22 protein-coding genes are annotated in these 24,599 nt (G+C 67.0%); 9 read left to right on the top strand and 13 right to left on the bottom strand.

Going from position 1 to position 24,599, the window contains the following annotated elements:
- Positions 1 to 194: 194 nt before the first annotated feature.
- Positions 195 to 1,274 (bottom strand): 4-oxalomesaconate tautomerase, encoded by a 1,080-nt coding sequence (locus tag QMX82_RS05530; RefSeq protein ID WP_282281468.1) that lies wholly within the window; start codon positions 1,272 to 1,274, stop codon positions 195 to 197.
- 146 nt (positions 1,275 to 1,420) lie between these two features.
- On the opposite strand from QMX82_RS05530, the gene QMX82_RS05525 reads away from it, so the two are divergent.
- From QMX82_RS05525 to QMX82_RS05505, 5 genes are all read left to right on the top strand, one after another.
- A complete protein-coding gene (locus tag QMX82_RS05525; RefSeq protein WP_133860758.1) occupies positions 1,421 to 2,320 on the top strand; it encodes a LysR family transcriptional regulator in 900 nt (299 codons plus the stop codon).
- A 120-nt stretch (positions 2,321 to 2,440) separates the two neighbouring features.
- A complete protein-coding gene (locus QMX82_RS05520; protein WP_282281467.1) occupies positions 2,441 to 3,382 on the top strand; it encodes a ubiquinol oxidase subunit II in 942 nt (313 codons plus the stop codon).
- Positions 3,375 to 5,438 (top strand): cbb3-type cytochrome c oxidase subunit I, encoded by a 2,064-nt coding sequence (locus QMX82_RS05515; protein ID WP_282281466.1) that lies wholly within the window; start codon positions 3,375 to 3,377, stop codon positions 5,436 to 5,438. Before QMX82_RS05520 ends, QMX82_RS05515 begins: the two co-directional genes overlap by 8 nt.
- The gene (locus QMX82_RS05510; RefSeq protein WP_282281465.1) at positions 5,435 to 6,064 is read left to right on the top strand and encodes a cytochrome c oxidase subunit 3; all 630 of its coding nucleotides are present in this window, start codon (positions 5,435 to 5,437) and stop codon (positions 6,062 to 6,064) included. The genes QMX82_RS05515 and QMX82_RS05510 overlap by 4 nt, the downstream gene beginning before the upstream one ends.
- Entirely contained in the window at positions 6,061 to 6,369 is a 309-nt protein-coding gene (locus tag QMX82_RS05505; protein WP_282281464.1) for a cytochrome o ubiquinol oxidase subunit IV, read from the top strand. Before QMX82_RS05510 ends, QMX82_RS05505 begins: the two co-directional genes overlap by 4 nt.
- 45 nt (positions 6,370 to 6,414) lie before the next feature.
- Here the strand turns inward: QMX82_RS05505 and QMX82_RS05500 are convergent, their stop codons facing one another.
- Both QMX82_RS05500 and QMX82_RS05495 read right to left on the bottom strand, forming a co-directional pair.
- Entirely contained in the window at positions 6,415 to 7,710 is a 1,296-nt protein-coding gene (locus QMX82_RS05500) for a PQQ-dependent sugar dehydrogenase (protein WP_282281463.1), read from the bottom strand.
- Positions 7,707 to 8,135 carry a DUF2231 domain-containing protein gene (locus tag QMX82_RS05495; protein WP_017641227.1) on the bottom strand — a complete coding sequence of 143 codons (429 nt, stop codon included), beginning with the start codon at positions 8,133 to 8,135 and terminating at the stop codon, positions 7,707 to 7,709. Before QMX82_RS05495 ends, QMX82_RS05500 begins: the two co-directional genes overlap by 4 nt.
- 264 nt (positions 8,136 to 8,399) lie before the next feature.
- On the opposite strand from QMX82_RS05495, the gene QMX82_RS05490 reads away from it, so the two are divergent.
- Positions 8,400 to 9,524 (top strand): MFS transporter, encoded by a 1,125-nt coding sequence (locus QMX82_RS05490; RefSeq protein ID WP_133860764.1) that lies wholly within the window; start codon positions 8,400 to 8,402, stop codon positions 9,522 to 9,524.
- 47 nt (positions 9,525 to 9,571) lie between these two features.
- On the opposite strand, the gene QMX82_RS05485 is transcribed toward QMX82_RS05490, so the two are convergent.
- From QMX82_RS05485 to QMX82_RS05450, 8 genes are all read right to left on the bottom strand, one after another.
- On the bottom strand, positions 9,572 to 10,897 hold the full coding sequence (locus tag QMX82_RS05485; RefSeq protein WP_282281462.1) for a M20/M25/M40 family metallo-hydrolase: 1,326 nt from the start codon (positions 10,895 to 10,897) through the stop codon (positions 9,572 to 9,574).
- 148 nt (positions 10,898 to 11,045) lie between these two features.
- On the bottom strand, positions 11,046 to 13,127 hold the full coding sequence (locus QMX82_RS05480) for a 3-hydroxyacyl-CoA dehydrogenase NAD-binding domain-containing protein (RefSeq protein ID WP_282281461.1): 2,082 nt from the start codon (positions 13,125 to 13,127) through the stop codon (positions 11,046 to 11,048).
- Between the two features lie 18 nt (positions 13,128 to 13,145).
- Entirely contained in the window at positions 13,146 to 14,396 is a 1,251-nt protein-coding gene (locus tag QMX82_RS05475) for an OprD family porin (RefSeq protein ID WP_282281460.1), read from the bottom strand.
- 62 nt (positions 14,397 to 14,458) lie between these two features.
- The gene (locus tag QMX82_RS05470; protein WP_160922617.1) at positions 14,459 to 15,457 is read right to left on the bottom strand and encodes an ABC transporter substrate-binding protein; all 999 of its coding nucleotides are present in this window, start codon (positions 15,455 to 15,457) and stop codon (positions 14,459 to 14,461) included.
- A 42-nt stretch (positions 15,458 to 15,499) separates the two neighbouring features.
- Complete coding sequence (locus QMX82_RS05465) at positions 15,500 to 16,267, bottom strand: ABC transporter permease (protein ID WP_208691434.1); 768 nt, start codon at positions 16,265 to 16,267, stop codon at positions 15,500 to 15,502.
- Between the two features lie 26 nt (positions 16,268 to 16,293).
- Entirely contained in the window at positions 16,294 to 17,121 is an 828-nt protein-coding gene (locus tag QMX82_RS05460; RefSeq protein ID WP_282281459.1) for an ABC transporter ATP-binding protein, read from the bottom strand.
- 217 nt (positions 17,122 to 17,338) lie between these two features.
- Positions 17,339 to 19,426 carry an acetate--CoA ligase family protein gene (locus tag QMX82_RS05455; RefSeq protein ID WP_282281458.1) on the bottom strand — a complete coding sequence of 696 codons (2,088 nt, stop codon included), beginning with the start codon at positions 19,424 to 19,426 and terminating at the stop codon, positions 17,339 to 17,341.
- A complete protein-coding gene (locus QMX82_RS05450) occupies positions 19,423 to 20,235 on the bottom strand; it encodes an enoyl-CoA hydratase/isomerase family protein (RefSeq protein ID WP_282281457.1) in 813 nt (270 codons plus the stop codon). Before QMX82_RS05450 ends, QMX82_RS05455 begins: the two co-directional genes overlap by 4 nt.
- Positions 20,236 to 20,317: 82 nt before the next feature.
- Here QMX82_RS05450 and QMX82_RS05445 point away from each other — a divergent pair, with 82 nt between their 5' ends.
- Positions 20,318 to 21,160, top strand: coding sequence for an IclR family transcriptional regulator (locus tag QMX82_RS05445; RefSeq protein WP_282281456.1), 843 nt, complete (start codon positions 20,318 to 20,320; stop codon positions 21,158 to 21,160).
- Positions 21,161 to 21,304: 144 nt separating this feature from the next.
- On the opposite strand, the gene QMX82_RS05440 is transcribed toward QMX82_RS05445, so the two are convergent.
- Positions 21,305 to 22,267, bottom strand: a complete 963-nt coding sequence (locus tag QMX82_RS05440) for an aromatic alcohol reductase (RefSeq protein ID WP_282281455.1) — start codon at positions 22,265 to 22,267, stop codon at positions 21,305 to 21,307.
- Between the two features lie 92 nt (positions 22,268 to 22,359).
- On the opposite strand from QMX82_RS05440, the gene QMX82_RS05435 reads away from it, so the two are divergent.
- Complete coding sequence (locus tag QMX82_RS05435) at positions 22,360 to 22,827, top strand: winged helix-turn-helix transcriptional regulator (protein WP_187979473.1); 468 nt, start codon at positions 22,360 to 22,362, stop codon at positions 22,825 to 22,827.
- A gap of 129 nt (positions 22,828 to 22,956) precedes the next feature.
- On the top strand, positions 22,957 to 23,580 hold the full coding sequence (locus tag QMX82_RS05430) for a VOC family protein (protein ID WP_282281454.1): 624 nt from the start codon (positions 22,957 to 22,959) through the stop codon (positions 23,578 to 23,580).
- A 54-nt stretch (positions 23,581 to 23,634) separates the two neighbouring features.
- Here the strand turns inward: QMX82_RS05430 and QMX82_RS05425 are convergent, their stop codons facing one another.
- On the bottom strand, positions 23,635 to 24,561 hold the full coding sequence (locus QMX82_RS05425; protein WP_282281453.1) for a LysR family transcriptional regulator: 927 nt from the start codon (positions 24,559 to 24,561) through the stop codon (positions 23,635 to 23,637).
- Between the last annotated feature and the right edge of the window lie 38 nt (positions 24,562 to 24,599).

Here is a 24,599-nt window from a genome sequence, read left to right as displayed (position 1 = left end):
AAGTTGTGCGGATGCGCTGGTGGGGTGGGTTCTTAGAGCCTGTTCATAATCTCGCGAGCTAGAGCCAAACAAGGCCTGGGCGGCCCCACGAAAATGGCTGAGGAAGCGGAGTTTACGAGTGGTAAATGAGCATTCCGAAGCTCTTTTCAATACGGATTGGCCGACGCGCAGCAGATTCTGAACAGGCTCTTACGTCAGCCGGCGAGCCTCCGCGCGGTGGGCGCGTAGACATGGCCGGCGAACAGGCGGCGCGCGGTCCGGACGACCGAGGCCTGGATGGTAGTGCCGTCCGCGCCGCCGCGCGACAGCACGACATCGATCCCGCCGCTGGGATGCTCCAGGCGGACGTCGGTCAGCGCTCGTGCCGACTCGCCGAGCAGCGCCAGCACCACCGTTTCCGCGGTGACGCAGGCGGTGGCCAGGCCGATCGAGCCGGTGATGGCCAGGGCGCGGTGGCAGCTGTGCGGCATGAAATAGCGGACCTGCAGGGTGCCGCCGTGCTGCGGCCGGGAGACCAGTACCGGCTTGGGGATCACCTTGCCGCTGACATCGCCAAGGCCCATGGCCCGACCCGCCTGCAGACGCAGGGCTTCCAGCCGCGCCAGCAGCGCCGTGTTGGCGTCCAGCTCGGCCGGCCGCTCGCTGCCGGTCACGCCCAGGTGGCGGGCGTCGACGACCATCATCGGCATGGCCATGTCGATGCAGGTCACCGGCACGCCGTCGAAGACATCGGTAGCCTGGCCGGTGGGAAACAGCTTGCCGGTCTTGCTGCCCACGGCGTCGAGAAAGGTCAGCTGCACCGGCGCGGCGGTACCGGGCACGCCATCGATGGCGGTGTCGCCTTCATAGCGCACCAGGCCGCCGGGCGTATGCACCAGCGAATCGACGAAGCTGTTGGTGTTGAGGTTGCGGATGCGCACCAGGGTCTTGCCGTCTTCAGCGGCCACCAGCCCCTGCTCCACGGCGAAGGGACCCACGGCGCAGAGCATGTTGCCGCAGTTGGGCGCGGTATCGACGCGGCGCTCGGCGACCATCACCTGGACGAAGAGATAGTCCACGTCGGCATCGGGATGGCTGGACGGGCTGATGATGGCGACCTTGCTGGTCTGGGGGCTGCCGCCACCGATGCCGTCGATTTCCAGTTCGTGCCCGGCACCCATGAGGTCGATCAGCATCTCGTCGCGCTGGACGGGATCGCTGGGCAGGTCGCTGGCGAGGAAGAAGGGGCCCTTGGAGGTGCCGCCTCGCATGAGAACGCAGGGAATACGTTGCATGACTGCTAACTCTTGTTGATCAATAGCGGTTATTGATGTTCTGGGAACAAGATTGGCAGTCCCGAATAAATCTATCCAATGCAAATATCGTCGCTATTATTCCACCTGGATAATCAATTACGACGAGGTTCCGAGGCAGGGTAATCATGGACTACGAGCTGCAAGACATTCGATCTTTCGTGAAAATCGCCGAACTGGGCAGCTTCCATGAGGCCGCCGACGCCCTGCACCTGTCGCAGCCGGCCCTGAGCCGGCGTATCAAGAAGCTGGAAGACGGCCTGGGCACGCCCTTGCTCGAACGCACCACCCGTCGCGTCGGCCTCACCAGCGTCGGTCGCGATTTCCTGCCCAAGGCGCGGCGACTGTTGGACGACTTCGAGGATTCCATCCTCAGCATCCGCGAACTGGCCGAGCGCCAGACCGGCCAGGTCACCCTGGCCTGCATCCCTACCGCGGCCTTCTACTTCCTGCCCTCGGTGATCCGCCAGTACAACGAGCAATACCCCAAGATCCGCATCCGCCTGCTGGACCTCAGCGCCAACGACGGCCTGGAAGCCGTGCTGCGCGGCGAGGCCGACTTCGGCATCAACATGCTCAGCGGCCAGCACCCGGACATCGAATTCGTGCCCCTGGTGCAGGAGCAGTTCGTGCTGGCCTGCCGGCGGGACCACGAACTGGCCGGGCGACCCTCGATCAGCTGGGCCGAGCTGGTCGAGCACCGGCTGATCGGCGTGGGGCGCCTGAGCGGCAACCGGGTGCTGCTCGACCATGCTCTCTCCGCGCGGGGCATTCGCCCCAAGTGGTTCTACGAGGTGCAGCACCTGTCCACCTCCCTGGGCATGGTGGAAGCCGGCCTCGGCGTCTCGGCCATGCCCAGCCTGGCCATGCCGGATGCCGACCACCCGACCCTGGTCAGCGTGCCCCTCACCGATCCTGAGGTGACCCGTACCCTCGGCCTGGTCTCGCGCCGCGGCGCCTCGCTGTCGCCCGCCGCGGAAAAATTCGTCGCCATCCTGCTCGGCCAGTGGAAGACCGAACAGCCCTAGTCCGCGCCATGCACGCGCCCCTGGCCTGAACAGCAGCGGCCAAGCGCCAGTATCCAGTGAACGTCGTGTCCCCTCGGGCGGTCTGTTGGCTGCAACAACTGGTTACGGTCAGGTCCGCTCATGTCCTTTGCGCTGAAGTCGCATCGTTCTTCTCCTTGCCCGGGGAGCACCTCGAAGCGCCGCTCCGCCGTCGGAGCGCTGGCCGGGCTGCTGCTCGCCGCTTCGCTCACGGGCTGTTCGCCGCTGCAGCACGGCTTTCTCGCCCCGGCCGGCCTCGCCGCCAGCGGCGAACGCGACCTGCTGCTGTGGATCGTCGGCCTGACGCTGGTGGTGGTGCTGCCGGTGATCCTGCTCACCCCGCTGATCGTCTGGCGCTATCGCCACGGCAACACGCGCGCCGCCTACCGGCCGCGCTGGGAATTCTCCTGGCTGCTGGACGTCTTCGCCTGGGGCGTGCCGGCGCTGATCGTCGCGGTGCTGGCCTTCCTGGTCTGGACCCGCACCCACAGCCTGGACCCCTATCGTTCACCGACGCCCGGCGAGGCGCCGCTGGAGGTCCAGGTGATCGGCCTGGACTGGAAGTGGCTGTTTCTCTATCCCGAACAGGGCATCGCCACGGTCAATGAGCTGGTCTTGCCGGCGGGGCGGCCGGTACAGCTCAGGCTCACCAGCGATACGGTGATGCAATCCCTGCTGCTGCCGCGCCTGGGCGGCCAGATCTACGCCATGGCCGGCATGCAGACCCAGCGCTATTTGCAGATTCCGGCGCCCGGCCAGTTCGAGGGCCGCAATGCCCAGTACAGCGGCGAAGGTTTCCAGGACCAGCACTTCCCGATCCGGGTGCTGGCGGAGGCGGATTTCCAGGCCTGGACCCGACAGGTCGGTCAGGCCCGCGAAGCCCTGGACTGCGCCCATTACCAGGTGCTGGCCCGCCCCGGCACCCTGGAGCAGGCCGCCGAGTGGCGCCTGACCCAACCCGCCCTGTTCGCCTGGGTGCTGGCGCGCTATCGCCAGGACCCGGTACCGACCTGTGCCACCTTTACCGGAGCCGCCCATGACTGATTCCTCGGCCCTCTGGCACCTGCTGTTCGGCCGCCTGGGCTACGACGCCCTGCCCTTCTACAGCCTGATCGCCACCTGCGGCGCCAGCGTGGTGATTCTCGGCGGCCTGGCTACCGCCGCGGTGATCACCTGGCTCGGCAAATGGCGCTATCTCTGGCAGGAGTGGTTCACCAGCCTGGACCACAAGCGCATCGGCATCATGTATGTGGTGCTGGCACTGGTGATGTTCAGCCGCGGCGTAGTGGAAGGCGTGATGATGCGTACCCAGCAGGCGCTGGCCATCGATGCGCCGGGCTACCTGCCGCCGGAACACTTCGGCCAGCTGTTCAGCACCCACGGCACCATCATGGTGTTCTTCGTCGCCATGCCCTTCCTCACCGGGCTGATCAACCTCGTCATGCCGCTGCAGATCGGCGCCCGCGACGTGCGCTTTCCCCTGCTCAACGCCATCAGCCTCTGGCTGACCGTGGCCGGTGCCGCCCTGGTGATGGTGTCCCTGGTGCTGGGGCGCTTTTCCACCGGTGGCTGGAGCGGCTACCCGCCCTATACCGGCATCGCATACCAGCCCGGCGTCGGCCCGGATTACTGGATCTGGGCGCTGACCCTGAGTTCCCTCGGCAGCACCCTCACCGGCCTCAACTTCGCCGTCACCCTCTACAAGGAAAGGGCGCCGGGGATGCGCCTGTTCCATATGTCGCTGTTCAGCTGGACGGCGCTATGCACCAGCATCCTGATGATCTTCGCCATGCCGCCGCTGACCGTGGCCACCCTGCTGCTGGCCCTGGACCGCTACCTGGACTTCCACTTCTTCACCAATACCCAGGGCGGCAACCTGATGAACTACATCAACCTGTTCTGGCTATTCGGCCACCCGGAGGTGTACATCCTGATCCTGCCGGCCTTCGGGGTGTTTTCCGAGGTCTTCGCCACCTTTTCCACCAAGCGGCTCTATGGCTACCACTCGCTGGTCTGGGCCACCCTGGTGATCGCCGTGCTGTCCTTTACCGTGTGGCTGCACCACTTCTTCACCATGGGCCAGAGCCCCAGGATCAACGCCGCCTTCGGCATCGCCACCATGCTCATCGGCATTCCCACCGGGGTGAAGATCTACGACTGGATGGCGACCATGTTCCGCGGTCGCATCCGCCTGACCACGCCGCTGATCTACGCGGTGATGTTCATCATGCTGTTCGTGATCGGCGGCCTCACCGGCATCACCCTGGCCACGCCGCCAGTGGACTATCAGGTGCACAACACCGTCTACCTGGTCGCCCACTTCCACAACATGCTGATCCCGGGAATGCTGTTCGGCATGCTGGCGGGCTACCACTTCTGGTTTCCCAAGGCCTTTGGCTTTCGCCTCGACGAGCGCTGGGGCCGCATCGCCGCGCTGAATTTCGGCCTGGGCTTCGTCCTCGCCTTCATGCCCCTGTATGTGCTGGGCGTCTCCGGTCTGCCGCGGCGCAGCCAGGCCATCCACAACCCCGATTTCGCCCCGCTGCTGTGGGTCGCCGAACTCGGCGCTGTGGTGCTGCTGGCCGCCCTGGGCAGCCTGGTGATTCAGCTGGTGGTGAGCATTCGCCGCCGCGACAGTGCGCGGGTGCCGGCGGGTGATCCCTGGAACGGCCGCACCCTCGAATGGGCGGTCGCCGCGCCGCCGCCGGAGTACAACTTCGCCGTGCCGCTGCCGATCAACGACCGCGACCCCTTCACCTGGCTCAAGGAACAGTGCCTGGCCTACGACCGGCCGCGGACCTATGCCGATCTGGTGCTTCCCAGGAACAGCGCCGTACCGGCCATCGTCGGCGCGGCGGGCTTCGCCTGCGCCTTCGGCCTGGTCTGGCACATCGGCTGGATGGCCGTACTGGGGCTGCTGGTGGCCTGGGGCGCGGTGATCGCCCGCAGCTTCCAGCGTGATACCGAGCGACTGATCTCGGCGGCGGACGTTCGGCGCGAGCATGAGGCCTGGCTGGATGAGGTCGCCGCGACCCGCCCCGTCACGCGCGACGAGGAAACCGGGCCGGGCAATCGTGGCCTGGCGGAGATGGGGCCATGAGTTCGCGTGATATGAACCACGCCGGCCTCAACGTCGGTCACACCGATCACGCGACCCACGCCGAGGCCGAATACTCGCTGTTCGGCTTCTGGATCTTCCTGATGAGCGACGCCCTGGTGTTCGCGCTGCTGTTCGCCATCTATGCGACGCTGCAGCACGCCACCGCCGGGGGACCGGTGGCCCGGGACGTCTTCGAGATTGGCAGTGTCACCGTCCAGACCCTGGTGCTGCTGGCCAGCAGCTTCACCTACGGCCTGGCGTCGCTGGCGATGAAGTACCACGAGGGTCGCCTGCGGCCCCTGGTAACCTGGCTGCTGGTGACGCTGGCCCTGGGGCTGGTGTTTCTCGGCCTGGAGGTGCACGACTTCCTCGGCATGGCGGACAAGGGCGCCCTGCCCCAGCGCAGCGCCTTTCTCTCGGCCTGCTTCGCCCTGGTGGGCATGCACGGGGTGCACGTCGCCAGCGGCTGCCTGTGGCTGGTGGTGATGCTGGTGCAGCTCAGGGTGTTCGGCCTGGATACGCCGGTGAAGACCCGGCTGATGCGCCTGGGGCTGTTCTGGCATTTTCTCGATATCGTCTGGGTCGCCATCCTGTCGGTGGTCTACCTGCAGGGGCTGTTGCCATGAAGCGTGACAACTATCGCCGCGAGCTGGCGAGCTATGTGATCGGCCTGGTGCTGGCGGTGACGCTGAGCCTGGTTCCCATCGGCCTGGTGCTCTTCCCGACCTGGCCGCGCGGGACCACCCTGGGCGTCATCTTCGGCCTGGGGCTGCTGCAGATTCTGGTGCACCTGCGCTGCTTTCTGCATATCAGCCTGGGGCGTTCGCACCGCCACGACCTCTGTCTGCTGCTGTTCACCAGCCTGATCCTGGTGCTGATGGTGGTAGGTAGTTTGATCGTGCTGGGCGATCTTCATCACCGCATGGGTTGATAACGGTCGCCGTCCCGAAAGACGGCAACCGGATCGTCACCCACCTTACTGGGTGCGCGTCACCCGCCAGACGGTATTGGCCAGGTCGTCGGCGATGATCACTCCGCCACGTTGGTCCACCGCCACCCCGACCGGTCGGCCGCGGGTCTTGCCATCGTCGCCAAAGAATCCGGTGGCGAAGTCGATGGGCTCGCCGGCCGGACGCCCCTGCTGGAAGGGCACGAAGACCACGCGGTAGCCCACCGGCTTGTCGCGGTTCCAGCTGCCGTGTTCGCCGACGAAGACGCCATCGGTGAACTGACCGCCCACCGCCGCGGTGGCAAAGGTCACGCCCAGGGCGGCGACGTGGGAGCCCAGGCTGTAGTCGGGCTTGATGGCCGCGGCCACCTTGGCCGGATTCTGCGGCTGGGCGCGGGTGTCGACGTTCTGCCCCCAGTAGCTGTAGGGCCAGCCATAGAAGCCGCCTTCGCGGATGGAGGTCAGGTAGTCCGGCACCAGGTCCGGGCCGATTTCGTCGCGCTCGTTGGCCACCGCCCACAGCTGGCCGCTGTCGGGCTGGATGGCCAGGGCGGTGGGATTGCGCACCCCGGTGGCATAGCTCTTGTGCGCGCCGCTCTGGGCATCGATCTGCCAGATCACCGCGCGATCCACCTCGACATCTATGCCGCGCTCGCCGACGTTGCTGTTGGAGCCGATCCCCACATAGAGATAGCGACCATCGGCGCTCGCGGCGAGGGACTTGGTCCAGTGGTGATTGATCGCCGCCGGCAGATCGACCAGCTTGTCCGGCGCGCCGCTGGCCTGGGTCTGGCCGTCCTGGTAGGGAAAGCTGACCAAGGCGTCCTGGTTGGCCACGTAGATCCGCCCATTGGCGAAGGCCAGGCCATAGGGCGCATTGAGATTCTCGGCGAACACCGTCTTGAGTTCGTACTTGCCATCGCCGTCGGCATCGCGCAGCAGGGTCAGGCGATTGCCACCCTTCACCTGGGTGTTGCCCTGGGCCTTGATGTAGCCGGCGATGACATCCTTGGGCTTCAGCTTGGGCGCGTTGCCGCCGCGGCCCTCGGCCACCAGGATGTCGCCATTGGGCAGCACCAGCATCTGCCGCGGAATGCGCAGGTCAGTGGCGATGGCGTTAATGGTGTAGCCCTGGGGCACGGTGGGCGTGCGATCGCCCCAGGGGGCCGGTTCGGCGATCTTCATGCTCGGTAGGAGGCCGCGCTGGGGTTCGGGCAGCTTGGGATCGGGTCCGCGCGCCTGGGTGTCGGCACCGCCTTCGTTGCCGCAGGCGGCCAGCAAGACAGCCAGACCAAGGACGCTCAAGGCTCTTGGAGTGCTCATCGAACCACCTCCGAACGCAGGTTGGAGAGCGCGATCCAGGCCGCCACCAGGCTCAGCACCGAGACCACCACCGAGAGGATCAGCCCGGCGGGCATCACCGCCCAGGCGTCCTTGGCATGCTCGAAGGCATTGACCAGCCCCAGCGCCCAGGCCAGCAGCAGCAGGAGGAAATAGGCCGCCGGCCGGCGACCGCGGAAGCGCGCGCCGAACAGATTGCCGAGGGCGAACAGCAGGGCCAGCCCGGACAGCAACAGCGCCCCGGCGATCAGCCAGGCGGCGAAGTTGGCCCACTGGATCTGCATCGTCTGGTAGTAGGCGATATCGCTGAGCAGGCCGCCGATGAACAGCGGGACGGAGCCAGCCAGCAGCAGCGCGTGCAGCGGGCCGGGCCGGACAGGGTGGTAATGGTGGGCAGCTACGGTCACTGACAACTCCTTTTCTAGACGGGACGTGGCAGGGCCGGGCAGCCACTGCGCGACGCAAGACGCACTGAAAAGGATTGCGCGCGCCCGGGGTTAGTTCAGCCGCTTCGCCTGGCGGACACCTCTTGCAAAAGAAGAGATAATGACAGTCTCGTTGCAGCCACGGCCTCTGCCAGGCGCCTGTCCGGCAATGCCGCCCGTGTAACCCGCTGTCCAGCTGCCGACCGAAGGGCTGGACGTCACCCCGTCCACAGGAATCTTTCGCGCATGACCTCTTCCCGGTCCGTCGATCAGGCCTCCCGGCGCGCGGCCATCGTCCTCGCCTGCTGCCTGCCCAGCGACGTGCTGCTCTACCTCGTCCTGCCCATGTACGCTCCGGTCTTCGGCATCACCCTGATCGAAGCCGGCATCCTGCTGGCCGCCAACCGGGTGATCCGCATCGTCGGCTATCGCTATGTGGTGCAGCTCTATGCCCGCTGCGGCGATCGGCGCAGCCTGGTGGTGGCCGCCGCGGTGGCCGCGCTCTGCGCCCTGGGCAACGCCAACCTCTCGGGCTTCTGGGCGTTGCTGGGGCTACGCCTGGCCTGGGGCCTGAGCTTCGCCACCTTCAACCTGTCCACCCAGGTACTGGCCACCGCCGACCCGGCCGGCGCCGCCCGGCGCACCGGCACCTCCCGCGCGCTGATCGCCATCGGCCCCATGCTCGCCCTGTCCGCGGGTGCCTGGCTCACCCTGCAATACGGGCCGCGCGCGGTGCTGCTGCTGAGCAGCGGTCTCTGCCTGATCGGGCTGCTGCTGGCCCTGGGGCTGCCGCGCGCCGGTCACGAATTGCCGGCGCCCGGGCGGCGCCTGCGCTGGCCGGATCGCATCGTCACCTGGTCCTTCATCGAGGGCGTGACCCTGGACGGTCTGTTCATCTTCGGCCTGTCGGCCTTTTCCCAGGCGGTACTGGGCGGCGATGCCGTGCTGGTGGCCGGGCTGCTGATGGCGCTGCGCTATGTGTCCGACATGCTGCTCAGCCCGCTCGGCGGTCGGGCGGCGGATCGCTATGGCGCGGCGCCCATGCTGGTGGTCTGCTCGACGCTGACCGCGCTGTTCCTGATCGCCTTCGGCTTCCACTGGCTGATCCTTGGCGCCGGCGGCGTGCTCATCCTGCGTGCCCTGCAGATCCCCCTGGTGGTGACCCTGGTCGCCACTCGCCATCCCGGTCAGGCCCGGCTGCCGGCGCTGGCCTCCAACGCCATGTGGCGCGACGTGGGTGCCAGCGTGGGGCCGCTGCTGGCGGGCGTGCTCATCCCCCTGGTGCCTTCGACCCTGCTGTATCCGCTGTCCGGCCTGGCGATCCTGGTCAGTTCCCTGGCCTGCCTGAAATTGAAACCGGCTGCCGCGTAGCTATCCTTACCCTGGCGTCCGTGGCGGACGCCAGGTTTTGCCTGCCGCTACTTGCCGTGAGCCTGCAGCACCGGCTCGCTGACGCCCTTGACGCCGACTAGGGTCAGGCTGGTCAGCAGCACGTTCTGCGGCCCCTGGTAGGCATCCACCGGCTTGTACCACTCCGCCAGCGAGTGGGCACTGCCGCCCTCCCCGCCGCCGCTGATGGTCATGGCCGGCACGCCCAGGGACATGGCGGTGTTGGAGTCGGTGCTACCACCGCTCAGGGTGACCTTGGCGCCGTTGGTGACTGCGGCGATGGCGCGCTGCGCCGTCTGCACCATGGGCGAATCCTCCGCCGTGCCACCGGCCGGACGATCACCGATCAGCTTGATGTCGACCGAAATCTGATCGGTGTCCCAGCGCTTGTTCTCTTCCTTCACCGCGTCCTGCACCAGGGCCAGTATCTCCTTCTCTTCGGCCAGCAGCGCGGCCTCCTCGTTGGATCTCATGTCCAGGGTCAGGCGCGCTTCGCCGGCGATGGCATTGACCGAGGTGCCGCCCTGCACCGTGCCCACGGTAAAGGTGGTCTTGGGCTCCTTGGGCGGACGCACCTCGGCGATCTTGGCGATGGCACGACCCATGGCGTGGATGGCGCTGGGTCGACCGAACTCGGCGAAGCTGTGGCCACCCGGGCCCTTGAAGGTCATCTCGTAGCGGTGGCTGCCGGTGCCGCGATTGACGATCCGCCGCACGTCGATGCCGTCCACCGAGATGAAGCCGTCGATGCCCTGGCGATCCTTGAACAGGGCCTTCACCCCGCGCAGGTTGCCCAGCTCCTCCTCGCCCACGGTACCGACGAAGATCAGGTCGCCCACGGTCTCGATGCCGCTCTTGTTCAGGGCGTCGATCACCGACAGCAGCGCCGCCAGGCCCCGGGCGTCATCGCCGATGCCAGGGCCGTAGGTCTTGCCGTCCTTTTCCTTCAGGGTCAGGTCGGTGCCCTCGGGGAACACCGTATCCAGGTGCGCCGAGACCACCAGCTGCGGACCCTGGCCACTGCCCTTGCGGGTGGCGATCACATAGCCTTCCGGGGCGATGCTGGCGTCCTTGAGCCCCAGTTCCTGGAATCGCTTGAGGTAATACTCGGCGCGCACCTTTTCCTTGAACGGCGGCGCGGGAATCTGGGCGATGTGCTTCTGTTCCGTGAAGGTGCGGCCGTCATCGGCGCGCAGCGCGTCCAGCGCCTTGGTGACCCGGGCATCGCCCTGGACGGCAGACAGGGAACCCTCGACGCCCGGCGCGGCGGCCAGGGGCAGCGCCAGGGTGGCGGTCGCGGCAGTAAGCACTAGAGCGGAAAAGCGGTTGGCCAAGGCCGAACGAGCAAAAGACATCTGACACTCCCATTGCCTGAATTGGTATTCCGATGAAGCGCAATCGTCAGACGAATGCGCCCCGCCTGACCCTAGGTGCCCGCGAACGAAAGGTCAAAGAACCGGGCGCTCTCGGATATGCAGCGTCGCTAAGGGTGCTGCCTTCGACTCACAGGTCCAGAAATGTCCGGCCCTCGGCTGCCAGCTGCCTGAGCCGCGGAGAGATTCGCGTGCCGCGCTCGGCCAGAGCGGCGGACCAGCCTTCCAGGGTGCTGACGATCCGCTCCAGCCCGCACTGGTCGGCGTGGTACAGCAGCCCGCCGCGATAGCGCGGAAAGCCGTAGCCGTGCAGCCAGACCAGATCGATGTCGACTGGCTGTTCGACGATGCCTTCCTCCAGCAGCCAGGCTGCTTCGTTGATCATCACGAACAGGCAGCGTTCGAGGATCTCCGTATCACTGTGGCTGCGCGGCGTGATGCCCCGGCGCTGACGGTGGGCGGCGAGCAACCCGGCGACCAGGGGATCCGCCTGGCCCTGGCGCTGACCCGGCTCATAGCGGTAGTAGCCGGCGCCGGACTTCTGGCCAAGACGGCCGAGGGCGTGCAGCTGCTCGATCAGGTCGCAGGCCCGCTCGGCAGGGCTGAGGGATTCACCCCGTCCCTGCCGATTGCGCCAGGCGATCTCGATCCCGGCCAGGTCACGCAACTCGAAGGGCCCCATGGGAAAGCCGAATTCACGCAACACCCGGTCGACCTGTTCGGGGGCGGCGCCCTCTTCCACCAGCAGGGTCGCCTCGCGTTCGCGTACCGCCAGCAGGCGATTGCCGACGAAGCCATGGCAGTTGCCCACCGCCACCGTAGTCTTGCCCAGACGCTCGCCCAGCTGCAGAGCAGTAGCCAGGACAGCAGGCGCGACCGCGCGGGTGCGAACCACCTCCAGGAGCTTCATCACCTGGGCCGGACTGAAGAAGTGCATGCCGATCACCGCCTCGGGCCGGCCGGTCACCCCGGCGATGGCATCGATGTCGAGATAGGAGGTGTTGGTGGCCAGGATGGCGCCGGGCTTGGCCAGGCGATCAAGCTGACGAAAGACCTCCTGCTTGACCGCCAGATCTTCGAACACCGCCTCGATGATCAGATCGGCGTCGGCTACCGCGTCCAGCGTCGCCTCACAGCGGATCAGGGCGGCGCGCGCGCTGGCCTGATCCGCCGTCAGGCGGCCCTTGGCCAGGGCCCCGGAAAAATAGCTGTCGATCGTGGCGCGGCCCCGTTCCAGGGCCTGGGGCTGGGTATCGATCAGGACGGTGGCCAGGCCGGCGTTGGCCAGGCAGAGGGCGATACCGCTGCCCATCAGCCCCGCGCCGAGTACCGCCACCTGCCGCAACGCCAGGGGTGGCGCCGCCTTGCCCAAGGCGCGATTGCGCCCGGCCAGGGCACGTTCGGCAAAGAATACATGGCGCAGTGCACGGGCCTGAGCGGATTCACGGCGGGCAATGAACAGCTCACGCTCGCGCTGCAGGGCGGCGGACAGCGGCAGCTGCCAGGCACCGCGCAAGGCGTCCAGCGCCAGCACCGGTGCCTCCTGGCCCGGCAGCTTGCGCAGCAGCGCGCGGGCCTGGGCCTCGAAGGCCTCCAGATCGAAGGGAGCCAGTTTGCGTGCGGCGGTTGGCCGCCTGTCCAGCCCCGGATGTTCACGCCAGAAGGCCTGAACCAGCGCCAGCGGCTCTCCCTCCCCCAGTCCATCGATCAGCCCGGCGGCGAGCGCCGCGCCGGCATCCAGGCGCGTGCCGCCCACGATCATGTCCAGCGACAGGAGCCCGCCCACCAGGCGCGGCAGGCGCTGGGTGCCGCCCGCACCCGGGATCAGGCCCAGGCTGACTTCCGGCAAGGCGAAGGTGGTAGCGGTCGCCGCGACCCGGTAATGACAGGCCAGTGCCAGCTCCAGCCCACCGCCCAATACCGTGCCATGCAGCGCGGCGATCACCGGCTTGGGCGAGGCTTCGAGGGCCGCCAGCACATCCGGTAGATGGGGCTCCTGCAGCGGCAGGTCGAATTCGCGGAGGTCGGCGCCGGCGACGAAGGTCCGCCCGGCGCAGGTGATCACCAGTGTCTGGACCCGGTCATCCGCCAGGGCCTCCTGCAACCGTGCCAGGAGCCCCGCACGCACCGCGCGGGACAGGGCATTGACCGGTGGATGGTCCAGGGTGATGACGCCCAGGGCGTCGATCCGTTGCAGAGTCACGGTGGTCATGTAGGGTCTCCCGAAGGGTCAGAGCAGCGACAGCGGATAGCTGGCGATGACGCGGACGTCATTGGCGTCCCGCGAGAAATCGGAACGGTAGGTGGCGCTGCGCAGGCGCAGGTTCAGGCCCTTGAGCGAGCCGCCCTGCAGCACGTATTGCAGCTCCACATCCAGTTCCCGTTCGCCGCCGGACGCGCCGCCGCGCAGTTCGGCCTGGCGGCCGCGTACGAAGCGCGTCATGAAGTTCAGGCCAGGAATACCCAGCTGGCCGAGGTCGTAGTCGTAGCGCGCCTGCCAGGAGCGCTCGTTGGTCTCGGCGAAGTCCCCCACCTGGACGAAGTTGACCAGATAGGGATCGGTGCCATTGACGTAGGGAAAGGCCGTCGAGCCCAACATCTTCTGATAGCCCAGGCCCAGGGAGTGGCCGGCGCGCTTGTAGGTACCCAGGGCGCTGAAGGCGCGGTTGTCGATGCGCCCGCCGCGGGCACGACCTTCATGGTCGCTGTCGAATAGCCGCACCTCGGTGAGGAAGGCGCCCCAGTCGCCCTTGCGGCGGTCGGTTAGGCCGAGAAAGCGCTGCCGATAGACATCTTCCAGCACGGCGTACTGGGCGCTCACATCGGTGGTGGTACCGAAGCGATAAAGGGCGCCGACGACATTGAAATCCCCGCCCTCGAGGGAGCCGCTGAAACGGCGATTCTTGTTGTTCAGCGAAAGGCCATCGGCCCCGGAACTGTCGCGATAGACCGTGCGCTGGATGTTGGCACCGGTCAGGGTCAGCCCCTTGATCTCCTTGAATTCGAACTGGCTGCCCTCGAAGGTCTGGGGCAGCAGGCGGCCATTGTTGGTGACCAGGGTCGGCCAGCGCGGTAGCAGGGTGCCGATCCGCAACTCGCTCCTGGCGAGGCGCGCCTTGAAGGTCGCCCCGGCCTTGGCGTATTCGCCGGGCGCGCGGCCCTCGTCGTCTACCGGCAGCAGACCGGTGCCAGTGCGGCCACGGCCCGAATCGAGCTTCAACCCCACCAGGCCCAGGGCGTCCAGGCCGAAGCCAAGGGTGCCCTGGGTAAAGCCGGATTCGTACTTGAGGATGAAGCCCTGGCCCCACTCCTCGCGCTTGGACTGGCCGCTGCCGTCGCGGAAGTCGCGATTCATATAGAAGTTGCGCAGCTCCAGGGTGGCCTTGCTGTCTTCGAGGAAGCCATCGGCATAGGTGAGGGGCGACAGCAGGGCAATACCCAGCCCTGCCGTCAAGATCGGCTTGTCATGATGCCTGTGCATAGGAGGTCTCTACCGAACCCTGGCCACCCGCGGCGCCAGGGGGATGGAAGGAAGCGTGCGGCTCAGCGCACCTGCGTCAGGTAATCGGCGGCGGTACCGGGGATCTGGGTGTTCTGGATCTGGCCCAGGAAGGTAATGGCGCGCTGGACGTCTTCATCGGTGAGATAGGGCGTCGCGGGGAAAGACTTGCGGTTGTTCTTCCAGGCGGCGGCATAGACCTCGTCGTTGACGCCCTCGAAGCGGGTACGTACGGCCTTGGCGGCCTCGTCCGGATGCTGGCTGATCAGCTGGGTGGCATCGTTGAGCGCGGCAAGAAAGGCCTTGACCGTGTCCGGATGCTCCTGCGACCACTCGCGGCGGGCGCTCAGGGCGATGGAAGGATAGCCATCCAGGGCCTTTACCTGGCCCTCGGACATGTCCAGCAGGGTGAAGCCCTGCTGCTCGATCACCGCGCTGTCCGACGCCGGCGACGACAGCGCGAAGCCGTCGATGCGGCCCTGGGCGAAGGCGGCCAGCATGGCGCCGCCGTTGTTCAGGTACAGCAGGGTGAAATCCTTCTCCGACTGCAGCTTGGCTTCCTGGCCGAGGAAGCGCACCAGGAAGTCGGCGCTGCCGCCCGTCCCGCTGACCGCCAGGCGAAGCCCCTTGAAGGCGGCCAGACGCTGCTCGACAGTGGAGTTGGCGTTCAGCCCCAGGCGGTCGGCCACCTCCTGGCGGATCACCACATTGCTCGCATACTGGCCGACCATGCGCCCCAGCAGGGTCACGTCGGCGCCCTTCACCTTGGCGTTGATGGCGTTCTGGATGGCGCAGGAACAGAACTCCACCGAGCGGCTGACCAGCCCGGAGGCGGCGGCGCCGCCACCCTTGAACTTGACCAGGCTGACGTCCAGCCCGTGCTTCTTGAACAGCCCGGCATCCAGCGCCACGAACAGCGGCATGTGCACGAAGCCTTCAGTACCTATGGCCACCTTGACCGCTTCATCGGCCTGCACGGCGGGGGTGGCGGTCAGCAGCGCGGCACTCAGGCCGAGGGCGGAAAACAGACGCTTGAACGACATGGCAAAGACCTCTCTTCTTCTTGTAATGGGTAACGGGAGCATTCAGATCGAGAGTTCGCGGGCGTCCTGTTCCTTCTTCCAGGGCATCAGCGCGGTTTCCAGCTTGCGCACCGCCGCCTGCAGCAGCAGCGCCAGGAAGATGATTGCCAGCAGCGCGGCGAAGACCCCGGCGGTGTCCAGCTGGCCGGCGGCGTCCTGCAGCAGGTAGCCCAGGCCGCGGTTGGCCGCCATGATCTCGCCGACGATGGCGCCGATCAGCGCATAGGGCACCGACAGCTTGAGCCCGGTGAACACCCACTGAATGGCCGAGGGCAGCACCACCTTGCTGATCAGGTGATGTTCCTTGGCGCCCATCAGCCGCAGGATCTCCAACTGCTCGCGCTCCACCGCGCGCACGCCGCTGTAGGTGTTGAGGAACACCAGGAAGAACACGATGGTGGCGGTCAGGATGATCTTCATCTCGATGCCGATGCCGAACCACATGATGAACAGCGGCGCCAGGGCCACCTTGGGCAGGCTGTAGATGGAGATCAGGATGGGGTCGAGCAGCTTGGCCAGGGTCTCGTTGCGACCCAGCAGCAGGCCGACGCTGATCCCGGCGCAGGCGCCGCAGAAGAAGCCGGCCAGGGTCTCGACGACGGTGATCCAGCCGTGGGCGAACAGCCGCCCGCTGGCGACCAGCTCGACGAAGCGGCCGCCGATCTCGCTGGGCGAGCTGACGAAGAAGGGATCCACCAGCGGTCCCGAGGCGAACTGCCAGGACAGCAGGATGACGGCAAAGATGGCGACGCGGCCGAGAAAGATGTTCATAGCAGGATTCTCCAGGGGTGGGCCGCTCAGGCGTCTTGGCTCGGGGTGATGAATTCCCAGAGGTCACCGCAGAGCTGGTGGTAACGCGGGTCCTTGCGCAGCTGCAGGATGTTGCGCTCGTCGCCCAGGGGGATGGTCACATCGCGCACGATGGTGCCGGGCCGGCCGGAGAAGATCAGGCAGCGATCGCCCAGGGCCACCGCCTCGTCCAGGTCGTGGGTGACGAACAGTACGGTCTTCTTGAGCTGGCGACTGAGCTTGAACAACTCGGTCTGCATGCGCATGCGCAGCTGGGCATCGAGCGCCGCGAAGGGCTCGTCCATCAGCAGGGTCTCGGGATCGTAGGCCAGCAGCCGGGCCAGCGCGGCGCGCTTGCGCATGCCCCCGGAAAGCTGGCTCGGGTAGGCCTTTTCGTGGCCTTCCAGGCCGACCAGGGCCAGCAGCTCGCGGATGCGTGCCTGGCGTTCGGCCTTGCCCACGCCACGGATCTCCAGGGGCACGGCGATGTTGCCGACCACGTCGCGCCAGGGCAGCAGGTGATCGCTCTGGGTCATGTAGCCGGTACGACCGTTGATGCCCTTGACCGGCTGGCCGCTGTAGAGCACCTGGCCTTCGGTGGGGGCGAACAACCCGGCCACCATGTTGAGCAGGGTCGACTTGCCGCAACCGGAAGGACCGACGATGGTCACCACCTGGCCCTGTTGAATGTCGACGTTGATGCTGTGGGAAGCCTGTTTCGCTACGCCCTTGACGGTAAAGGCCTTGGCGACGTTGCGAAAGGAAATCACGGTGGGCGCCGTGGCGATGCTGCCGATCGGCTCGCGAGGGCTGGCGTTCTTCAGTACGGCGGACATGGCGTTACTCCCGGTTCGAGGACGTGGCGTCGGGTTCAGGACTCATGAACGACGCGACGGCGTCTGACGGTAGGAATGCACACCAAGGGCGGTTGATCTGGAAGCTGTTCATAGTGACCTACTTATTGTTATGAGCCAGAAATGAAGCGTTCTTGGATTATGCAAGGGTGAACCTGAGCGGCAATGGTGCTATTCCACCCTGTGGAACAGCGGCGCATCAGCTCAGCACGGTGAGACCATCGAGGGCGACTACGCCCTGCCCTTGCGGCCTGACCAGCAGCGGATTGATCTCGGCCTCCTGCAGGCGCTCGCCCAGGCGCAGGGCCATGTCGGAGAACGCCACGATGCAGTGCGCCGCCGCCTCGACATCGGCCCTGGGTCGGCCGCGATAGCCGTCCAGCAAGGGATAGGTACGCAATTCGGCGAGCATTTCCCGGGCATCCTCCAGGGTCACCGGCAGCAGGCGCAGCGTGGTGTCCTGGAACAGTTCGGCGGTCACCCCGCCCATGCCCAGCAGCAGCGCCGGGCCCAGTTGCGGATCACGGGTAAAGCCGAGGATCAGCTCCTCGCCGCCACTGACCATCTCCTGCACCAGGAAGGCCTCGGGATTGAAGCCGACCTGGGTGGTCACCTCGTCGCGCATCCGCTCCAGACGCGCACCGATCCCCTCGGGTCGCTGCCGCAGGGCCACGCCGCCCACCTCGCTCTTGTGCGGGATGCGCGCCGAGAGCACCTTGAGCACCACCTCGCCGCCCAGTTCACGGGCCGCCGCCTCGGCCTGGCGCGCGTCACCCACTACCCGCTCGCGGGTCACCGGAATGCCAAAGGTCTCGTAGAGCTGCTTGCTGCGCGCCTCGTCCAGTGGGCCGGGTTGCAGGTCCGCCAGAGCCCCAGGCTCGGCCAAGGGAGCGGCGCCGAGCTGCCCCGGCCGCTGCCTTGCATAGCTGCCTTGCAAGGCCAGCGCCTGGAGCGCTCCGGCACAACTCTCGGGGGCGCTGAAGGCCACCCCGCCCGAACCGTTGATGCGCTGCGCCGCTGCCGGTGCATGGGGGCTGATATAGGCCAGCACCGGCTTAGTCGAATTGGCCAGGCTGTCACGGATGGCATCGGCCATCAGATGCGGCTGCGCCACCCCGGAGGAACCCACCACGCTGATCACCGCGTCATAGTCGGGGCTGTCCAGCAGGATGCCGATGGCGCCGCGCATGACCTCGGGTTGCAGGCCCGCCAGGGTGAGGTCGATGGGGTTGCGGTCGAGCACCGCCTGGTCGCCGACGTCCAGGGCGCGCAGTCGCGCCGCCGTCTCCGCGCCGGGCGGCGGGGTCTGGAAGCCGTTGACGCCCAGGTTGTCGGCGATCAGGGTACCGGCGCCACCGGTGGAGGTGAGGATCGCCACCCGGGTGCCCTGCATCACCCGGCCACTGGCCAGGGCGAAGGGAATGTCCAGCAGATCGGCGAAGGTCTCGGCGCGGATCACCCCGAGCTGGCGGAAATAGGCCGAATAGAGATCATCGGAGCCAGCCAGGGCGCCGGTATGGGAGGCCGCGGCGCTGGCGCCGGCTTCCGAGCGGCCGACCTTGAACACCACCACCGGCTTGCCGGCGGCACGGGCCCGGCCCACGGCGCGGGTGAACCTGGCGGTGTCGCGCAGCCCTTCGAGGTAGAGGGCGATCACCGCGGTGGCCGGATCGCCGGCCAGATGGTCGACGAAGTCGGCGACGTCCAGATCCACCTCGTTGCTGGTGGAGATCAGCTTGGAAAAGCCGATGCCGGCCGCCACGCCACGGGAGAGCAAGGCGCCGAGGATGCCGCCGCTCTGGGAGACCAGGGCCACCTTGCCCGGCAGCAGGGCGTCCATGTCCAGGGCGCCACTGGCGGACAGGGTGATGCGCTCGCTGACGTTGACCAGGCCGATGGTATTGGGGCCGAGGATACGCATGCCGCCGCGCGCGGCCTGGAGTTCCGCCTGGCGGCGGATGCCGCTCTCCCCGGTTTCGCCATAGCCGCCGGCCAGCACGATGGCCGCCGCACAGCCCAGCGCCGCCAGTTCGGCCACCGCCTGATTGGCACGTTCGGCACCCAGCAGGATGACCGCCACGTCCGGCACCTCGGGCAACTCGGCGATAGAGGGATAGCAGCGCAGGCCGTCGATCTCCTCGTAGCGCGGATTGACCGGATAGAGGCGTCCCTGGAAGCCATGCTTGCGCAGGAAGGCGATGGGCCGGCCGGAGGTCTTGCGGGCGTCGCCCGAGGCGCCGATGACGGCGACGCTGGCCGGACTGAGCAGACGGTCGAGGGCGCTCATCGTTGGCCACCATTGCTCTTGCGCTCCAGGAAGGCGGCGACCGACTCCTGGTGTTCGCTGGAGGTGTAGCAGATGCCCTGGGCCTGGCTGCCCATGGCCGAGATCTGGCCCTGGGTCAGTTCGAAGGTATTGTTGAGGATCGACTTGCTCAGCCCCAGCGCCGTGGCGGAACCGGCGGACAGTTGCAGCGCCCAGTCCTGGGCCGCTGGCAGCAGAGCATCGTGGGGCACCACCCGGTCGATCATGTTGATGCGCTCGGCTTCGCCCGGCGCGACGGTGCGACCGGTGAAGATCAGCTCCTTGGCCCGGCTCAGGCCGACCCGCCGTGGCAGGAAGTAGAGGCCACCACCGTCGGGGATGAGGCCGCGGGCGATGTAGCTCATGGCGAAGGACGCCTGCTCGGACGCGATGATGAAGTCGCAGCTCAGCGCCATGTCGCAGCCCAGCCCGGTGGCGGCGCCGTTGACCGCGGCGATGGTCGGCTTGGGCAGGTTGTGCAGCAGCGAAACGGCATGGTGAACCCGTTGCTGGCGCTTCCAGCCGTTGAAGGCCACCGAACCGGCCGGCGCACTCATGCGCGCCTGCATGCCCTTGATGTCGCCGCCGGCGCAAAAGCCCTTGCCGGTACCGGTCAGGATCAGCGCCTTGATCGCGCTGTCGGCGGCGATGCGCTCCAGGTGCTCGATCAGCAGGGTGCGCATGTCGTCACTGATGGCATTGCGCGCTTCGGGGCGGTTGAGCGTCAGGGTGGCGATGCCCTGGGTCACCGTCAGCTGGATGGGGGTCGAGGATTCGGGAGCTGTCGTCATGGGAGGCCTCTCTTATTCTTGGGTTGATTGGCTGCCCGGATCTGCGCCAGGCTTGAAATCAATCTGCGCGAGGAGACCTGTCATGACAACGCAGCCATTCCACCAGGTGGAACACGCCGTCGCCGAGCCGCACGCCGCCGACATGCCTGGCCAGGGCAAGGCACCGGCCAACCGCTCGCTGGAGCGTGGCCTGGATGTCCTGCGCGCCTTTCGTCCGGGCACCGAATACCTCACCAATGGCGACCTCAGCGACCTCCTCGGCCTGGCCAAGTCCACCGTCAGCCGCCTGACCCAGACCCTGGTGCGTACCGGCTTTCTGGACTACGACGGCGGCCGCAGCGCCTATCGGCTGGCGCCGACCTTTCTCGGCCTGGCCCATGCCATGCACCAGGGCAGCAGCCTCCTGCAGGCCGCCTCGCCGCTGATGGTCAAGGTGGCGCGGCAACATCAGGTCAACGTCAGCCTGGCGGCGGCGGACCGCGACGAGATGATCTACCTGGAGTCGATTCGCCTGAGTCAACGCAAGACCCCGCGCAACGTCCTGGTCGGCCAGCGCCTGCCGATGGACATCACCTCCCTGGGCCGCGCCTGCCTCGCCGGCCTGGGCGAAGCCCAGCGCGAAACGCTGATCGCCACCTTCTGCGCCCGCCGCTGCGAGGCACGCCGGGCGCCACTGGAACAGGAGATCCGCGCCGCCCTCGCCAGCGTCCGCAGCAAGGGCTATTGCGTGGCTGCCTGGCAACCCGAAGTGGTCGCCATCGCCACCCCCCTCGGCCTCCCCGGCTATCGCACCCATGCCCTCAACATCAGCCTGGCCACCCCGCTGTCGGAGGCGGAGATCGAGGAGCGCTATGCCGAGGTGCTGCTGGAATTGGCCAGGGAGATCAGGGCGGCGTGTGGGAGTGATCCTGGCGGACTGACGTGATGTCTCGGGGCAACATCGCCGCCCGAGAGGCCATCCTTCCGCTCCGTGGTGTCACTCCTGCCTATTACTGAAGACTGGTTGAGCCCGGTAGTACAGCGGGGGCACCGCCCTACCTGACCGGGCTACGTCCCGGCCCGGCCAGGCTCACTCGGCACGCCCGGCCTCGCCCAGGTGCTCCAGCGCCCACTGCTCTGCGCTGGTCACCGCGAAACCGTGCCGGGCATTGAAGGTGGTTTCCATCGGCCAGGCGACGCCGCGGCCCTGGGCGAAGACGGCACGGTACTTCTTGATGTGCTTGGCATCCTCGTCGGACTCCTGCTCCATGGCGTCCACCAGGTAGGGAACCGACCAGACATTGGTTTTGAAGGGACGCTTCAATACCCGCTCCAGCAGCTCGGCCAGCTCGCCATAGGCCAGGGTGTCACCCGCGAGATAGACGATTTCATTGCAGAAACGTGGCTCGAAGAAGACGATCTCGGCGGTCAGCCTGCCGATGTCGTCAGGGGTGGTCAGGGTCACGCAGGTATCCAGGCTGCCCAGTGCATTCACGGTAGCCGTTACGAGGTCTACCACCCCGAACACGGGTTCGAACAGGAAGCTGGTGAACATCCCGGTGGAGATGATCACCCACTCGGTCTGGTGCTGGGCCCGCAGGAGTTCACGCACATCGAGCTGGGCATCGAACAGGTCCTGGGGGCTGCCGCGGCCGATGGCCTCGAAGTCCACACCGAATTGCCAGGGGAAGTAGCGCTTTACCCCGGATTGCAGCGCGGCGCGAGCCAGCTTCATGGGGGTTTCGCGTCCCGCAACCATGCCGGCACAGCCGACGACGGTATCGAATTGGGCGAAGACCGCCGCCAGGTGCTCGATGGAATCCCTGACCAGGTCGGCAGCAACCAGCTCGACGCCGAGCGCGCGCAGCTCGTCTATCTCCCTTTTCTTGCCAGGCTCCTGGCTGTCGAGCGTGGCCTGGCGCAGCAGCACGCTGATCCGCGAGCCCGGCTTTTGCCCGGAGAGCCGGGCGAGATTGCGCAGCACCGGCAGACCGAGTTCGCCGGCGCCGAGTACGAGAATGGATTGGGTAGCGGTAGGGAATTGGGCAGTCATCATGCCTCCTGACGTCAGGTGTAAGATGAGCGAATGCTGGCAGACGCCAGCGGCGCTCAGAAGAAGGCACACGCGTGATACCAGGGGACGAGATGACCGATCTGGAGATCCTCCGACAGTCCGAAGCCATCTGCCAGACGCTCAGGCGGGACGAAGACGGCGTACGCCGGGAGGTGCTGACCCATGCGGGCAGTCGCTGGTCCCTGGGGGTCCTGCATGCGCTTGGGGTCTATGGCGTCATGCGGCATGCCGAGCTGGCGCGGCAACTCTCGGGCATCACCCAGCGGATGCTGACCAAGACCCTGCGCGCCCTCGAACGTGACGGCCTGCTGCTGCGCCACGACTTCGACGAAGTCCCGCCCCGGGTCGAATACGAATTGACGCCGCTGGGCCTGAGTCTGCTGATCCGGATGACGCCCATCTGGACCTGGGTCATCGAGAATGTCGAAGACTTCCGGGCCGCGCGCCGTGCCTTCGATGAGCGAGTTCACGAGAAGCCGGCGTGGCAATCGCCAAGGCCCATGCCGGACGAGCCAATTGACGAAGACCCACGGCCCTGAATGGAACCGCCAGGGCAGCCACTGCGTTCCGCGGTGGCTGCCCTCGTGACCCAGGCCTGGCCGGTGAACGCCAAACGGACCCTGCCGCCCCTTTCGTGCTCGCACCTCACCCACTCAGGAGTCGCACCCATGAGACGTTCCAGCCTGGATCATCTGGTCATCGTGGCCCCGACCCTCGCCGCGGGCGCCCTGCATGTCGAGCAGCGCCTGGGCGTGGCGCTGCAGCCCGGCGGCAAACACGCGCGCATGGGCACCCACAACCTCCTGCTGCGCCTGGGTGACTGCTACCTGGAAGTCATAGCCCCGGACCCGGATGCTCCACCGCCGACCAGACCTCGCTGGTTCGGGCTGGATGAGCTGGGCCCCGATGCCGAGCCCCGCCTGGCGCACTGGGTGACCAGGACCCGGGGATTGGCTGAGGCGGATGCGCGCCTCACCCAGATCTTCGGGCGCATCGAGTCGATGAGCCGTGGCACGCTGGCCTGGCAGATCTCGATCCACGCCGATGGGCAGCTGCCGCTGGGCGGTGCCCTGCCCAGCCTGATCGACTGGGGCGACGCCCGGCACCCCGCGTCAGGGCTGATCGACCAGGGCTGCTGCTTGCAGCGTCTGGAACTCAGGCATCCCGCTGCCGCGGTGCTCGGGCAGCAGCTGGAAGCCATCGGATTTTCCGGGCCGATAGCGTGTATGACCGCTGCGCACCCTGGCTTGCTGGCTTGTATCGAAACGCCCAACGGACTCAAGACCCTTTGATGTGCGGCCGGCCTTTGGCCATGGCGAGCAAGGGACCTTGGCCACCCAGCCCGCTCAATGGCCAAGCCAGTGGGCCGCCTCCTTCCAGGGCCCCACGGTGACCAGCTCCTCCAGGGTTTCCAGCACGATCTTTTCCCAGCTCAGGGCCAGGCGGCTGCTGCGACGTTCCTTCAGCCGCGCCAGGGCCACCGTCGAGCGGATGCCTGGTCGCTCGATCTCGTGGCCGACCAGCTCGCCGCGGTCTATGTCCTGCTGAACGGCGGCGTGGGCGAGGATCGAATAGCCCTGCCCTGCGGCGACCAGCTTCTTGGTCAGGCCGACGCTGTCCACCTCCAGGATCACATTCAGGCGTACCGTGCTCTGCGCCGCCACCTGCTCCACCAGGCGTCTGTTGCTGTGCGGCAGCCCGGGCAGGATCAGCGGCACCTCACCCAGCGCCGACAGCCGCTGCGAGCGACTGGCCTCGCCCGGCGGCCCTACCAGCACCATCCGCTCGCTGAACAGCGGCCGCACCTCGAAGGCTTCGAGCAACGGCTGGTTGTAGACCACGGCCACCTCGATGCGCCCTTGCAGCAGCCACTCCTGCAGCGAGGTGCTCAGGCCCTCCAGGGCATGCAGTGAGGCCTTGGGCCAACGCTGACGAAACTTCTGGATCAGCTGGGGCCCGACCAGCGAACCGATCGCCGGTGGCAGGCCCACCGCCAAGTGGCCCCGCTCCTCCTCGGCACTGCTGCGCACATGGTCGGCGGTTTCCTCCAGATACCGCAGCATCACCTCGGCCCGCTCCACCAATCGCGACCCTGCGGCGGTCAGCTCCACCCCCTTGCCGTGGCGGATGAAAAGCTCGACCCCCAGTTGCTCTTCGAGCTTGGCGATCTGCCGGCTGAGCGCGGGTTGAGCGACATAGAGTTCTCGCGCAGCACGGCTGAAGCCACCGCACTGAGCGACCTTGACGAAGGAGCGAAGCTCGCGAATATCCATAACAACCCCATGCTTTCAAAGCATAGCTCTTGATGAAA

Origin of the sequence: Pseudomonas sp. PS02302, from assembly GCF_029959585.1 — a bacterium.
Lineage (GTDB): Bacteria > Pseudomonadota > Gammaproteobacteria > Pseudomonadales > Pseudomonadaceae > Chryseomonas > Chryseomonas aestiva.
This window is presented reverse-complemented; position numbering and strand designations above follow the sequence as displayed.

Coding starts and splice junctions, on each gene's coding strand:
- QMX82_RS05530 (WP_282281468.1), bottom strand. CDS start 1,274: ATGCAACGTATTCCCTGCGTTCTCATGCGAGGCGGCACCTCCAAGGGC.
- QMX82_RS05525 (WP_133860758.1), top strand. CDS start 1,421: ATGGACTACGAGCTGCAAGACATTCGATCTTTCGTGAAAATCGCCGAA.
- QMX82_RS05520 (WP_282281467.1), top strand. CDS start 2,441: ATGTCCTTTGCGCTGAAGTCGCATCGTTCTTCTCCTTGCCCGGGGAGC.
- QMX82_RS05515 (WP_282281466.1), top strand. CDS start 3,375: ATGACTGATTCCTCGGCCCTCTGGCACCTGCTGTTCGGCCGCCTGGGC.
- QMX82_RS05510 (WP_282281465.1), top strand. CDS start 5,435: ATGAGTTCGCGTGATATGAACCACGCCGGCCTCAACGTCGGTCACACC.
- QMX82_RS05505 (WP_282281464.1), top strand. CDS start 6,061: ATGAAGCGTGACAACTATCGCCGCGAGCTGGCGAGCTATGTGATCGGC.
- QMX82_RS05500 (WP_282281463.1), bottom strand. CDS start 7,710: ATGAGCACTCCAAGAGCCTTGAGCGTCCTTGGTCTGGCTGTCTTGCTG.
- QMX82_RS05490 (WP_133860764.1), top strand. CDS start 8,400: ATGACCTCTTCCCGGTCCGTCGATCAGGCCTCCCGGCGCGCGGCCATC.
- QMX82_RS05485 (WP_282281462.1), bottom strand. CDS start 10,897: ATGTCTTTTGCTCGTTCGGCCTTGGCCAACCGCTTTTCCGCTCTAGTG.
- QMX82_RS05480 (WP_282281461.1), bottom strand. CDS start 13,127: ATGACCACCGTGACTCTGCAACGGATCGACGCCCTGGGCGTCATCACC.
- QMX82_RS05475 (WP_282281460.1), bottom strand. CDS start 14,396: ATGCACAGGCATCATGACAAGCCGATCTTGACGGCAGGGCTGGGTATT.
- QMX82_RS05470 (WP_160922617.1), bottom strand. CDS start 15,457: ATGTCGTTCAAGCGTCTGTTTTCCGCCCTCGGCCTGAGTGCCGCGCTG.
- QMX82_RS05465 (WP_208691434.1), bottom strand. CDS start 16,267: ATGAACATCTTTCTCGGCCGCGTCGCCATCTTTGCCGTCATCCTGCTG.
- QMX82_RS05460 (WP_282281459.1), bottom strand. CDS start 17,121: ATGTCCGCCGTACTGAAGAACGCCAGCCCTCGCGAGCCGATCGGCAGC.
- QMX82_RS05455 (WP_282281458.1), bottom strand. CDS start 19,426: ATGAGCGCCCTCGACCGTCTGCTCAGTCCGGCCAGCGTCGCCGTCATC.
- QMX82_RS05450 (WP_282281457.1), bottom strand. CDS start 20,235: ATGACGACAGCTCCCGAATCCTCGACCCCCATCCAGCTGACGGTGACC.
- QMX82_RS05445 (WP_282281456.1), top strand. CDS start 20,318: ATGACAACGCAGCCATTCCACCAGGTGGAACACGCCGTCGCCGAGCCG.
- QMX82_RS05440 (WP_282281455.1), bottom strand. CDS start 22,267: ATGACTGCCCAATTCCCTACCGCTACCCAATCCATTCTCGTACTCGGC.
- QMX82_RS05435 (WP_187979473.1), top strand. CDS start 22,360: ATGACCGATCTGGAGATCCTCCGACAGTCCGAAGCCATCTGCCAGACG.
- QMX82_RS05430 (WP_282281454.1), top strand. CDS start 22,957: ATGAGACGTTCCAGCCTGGATCATCTGGTCATCGTGGCCCCGACCCTC.
- QMX82_RS05425 (WP_282281453.1), bottom strand. CDS start 24,561: ATGGATATTCGCGAGCTTCGCTCCTTCGTCAAGGTCGCTCAGTGCGGT.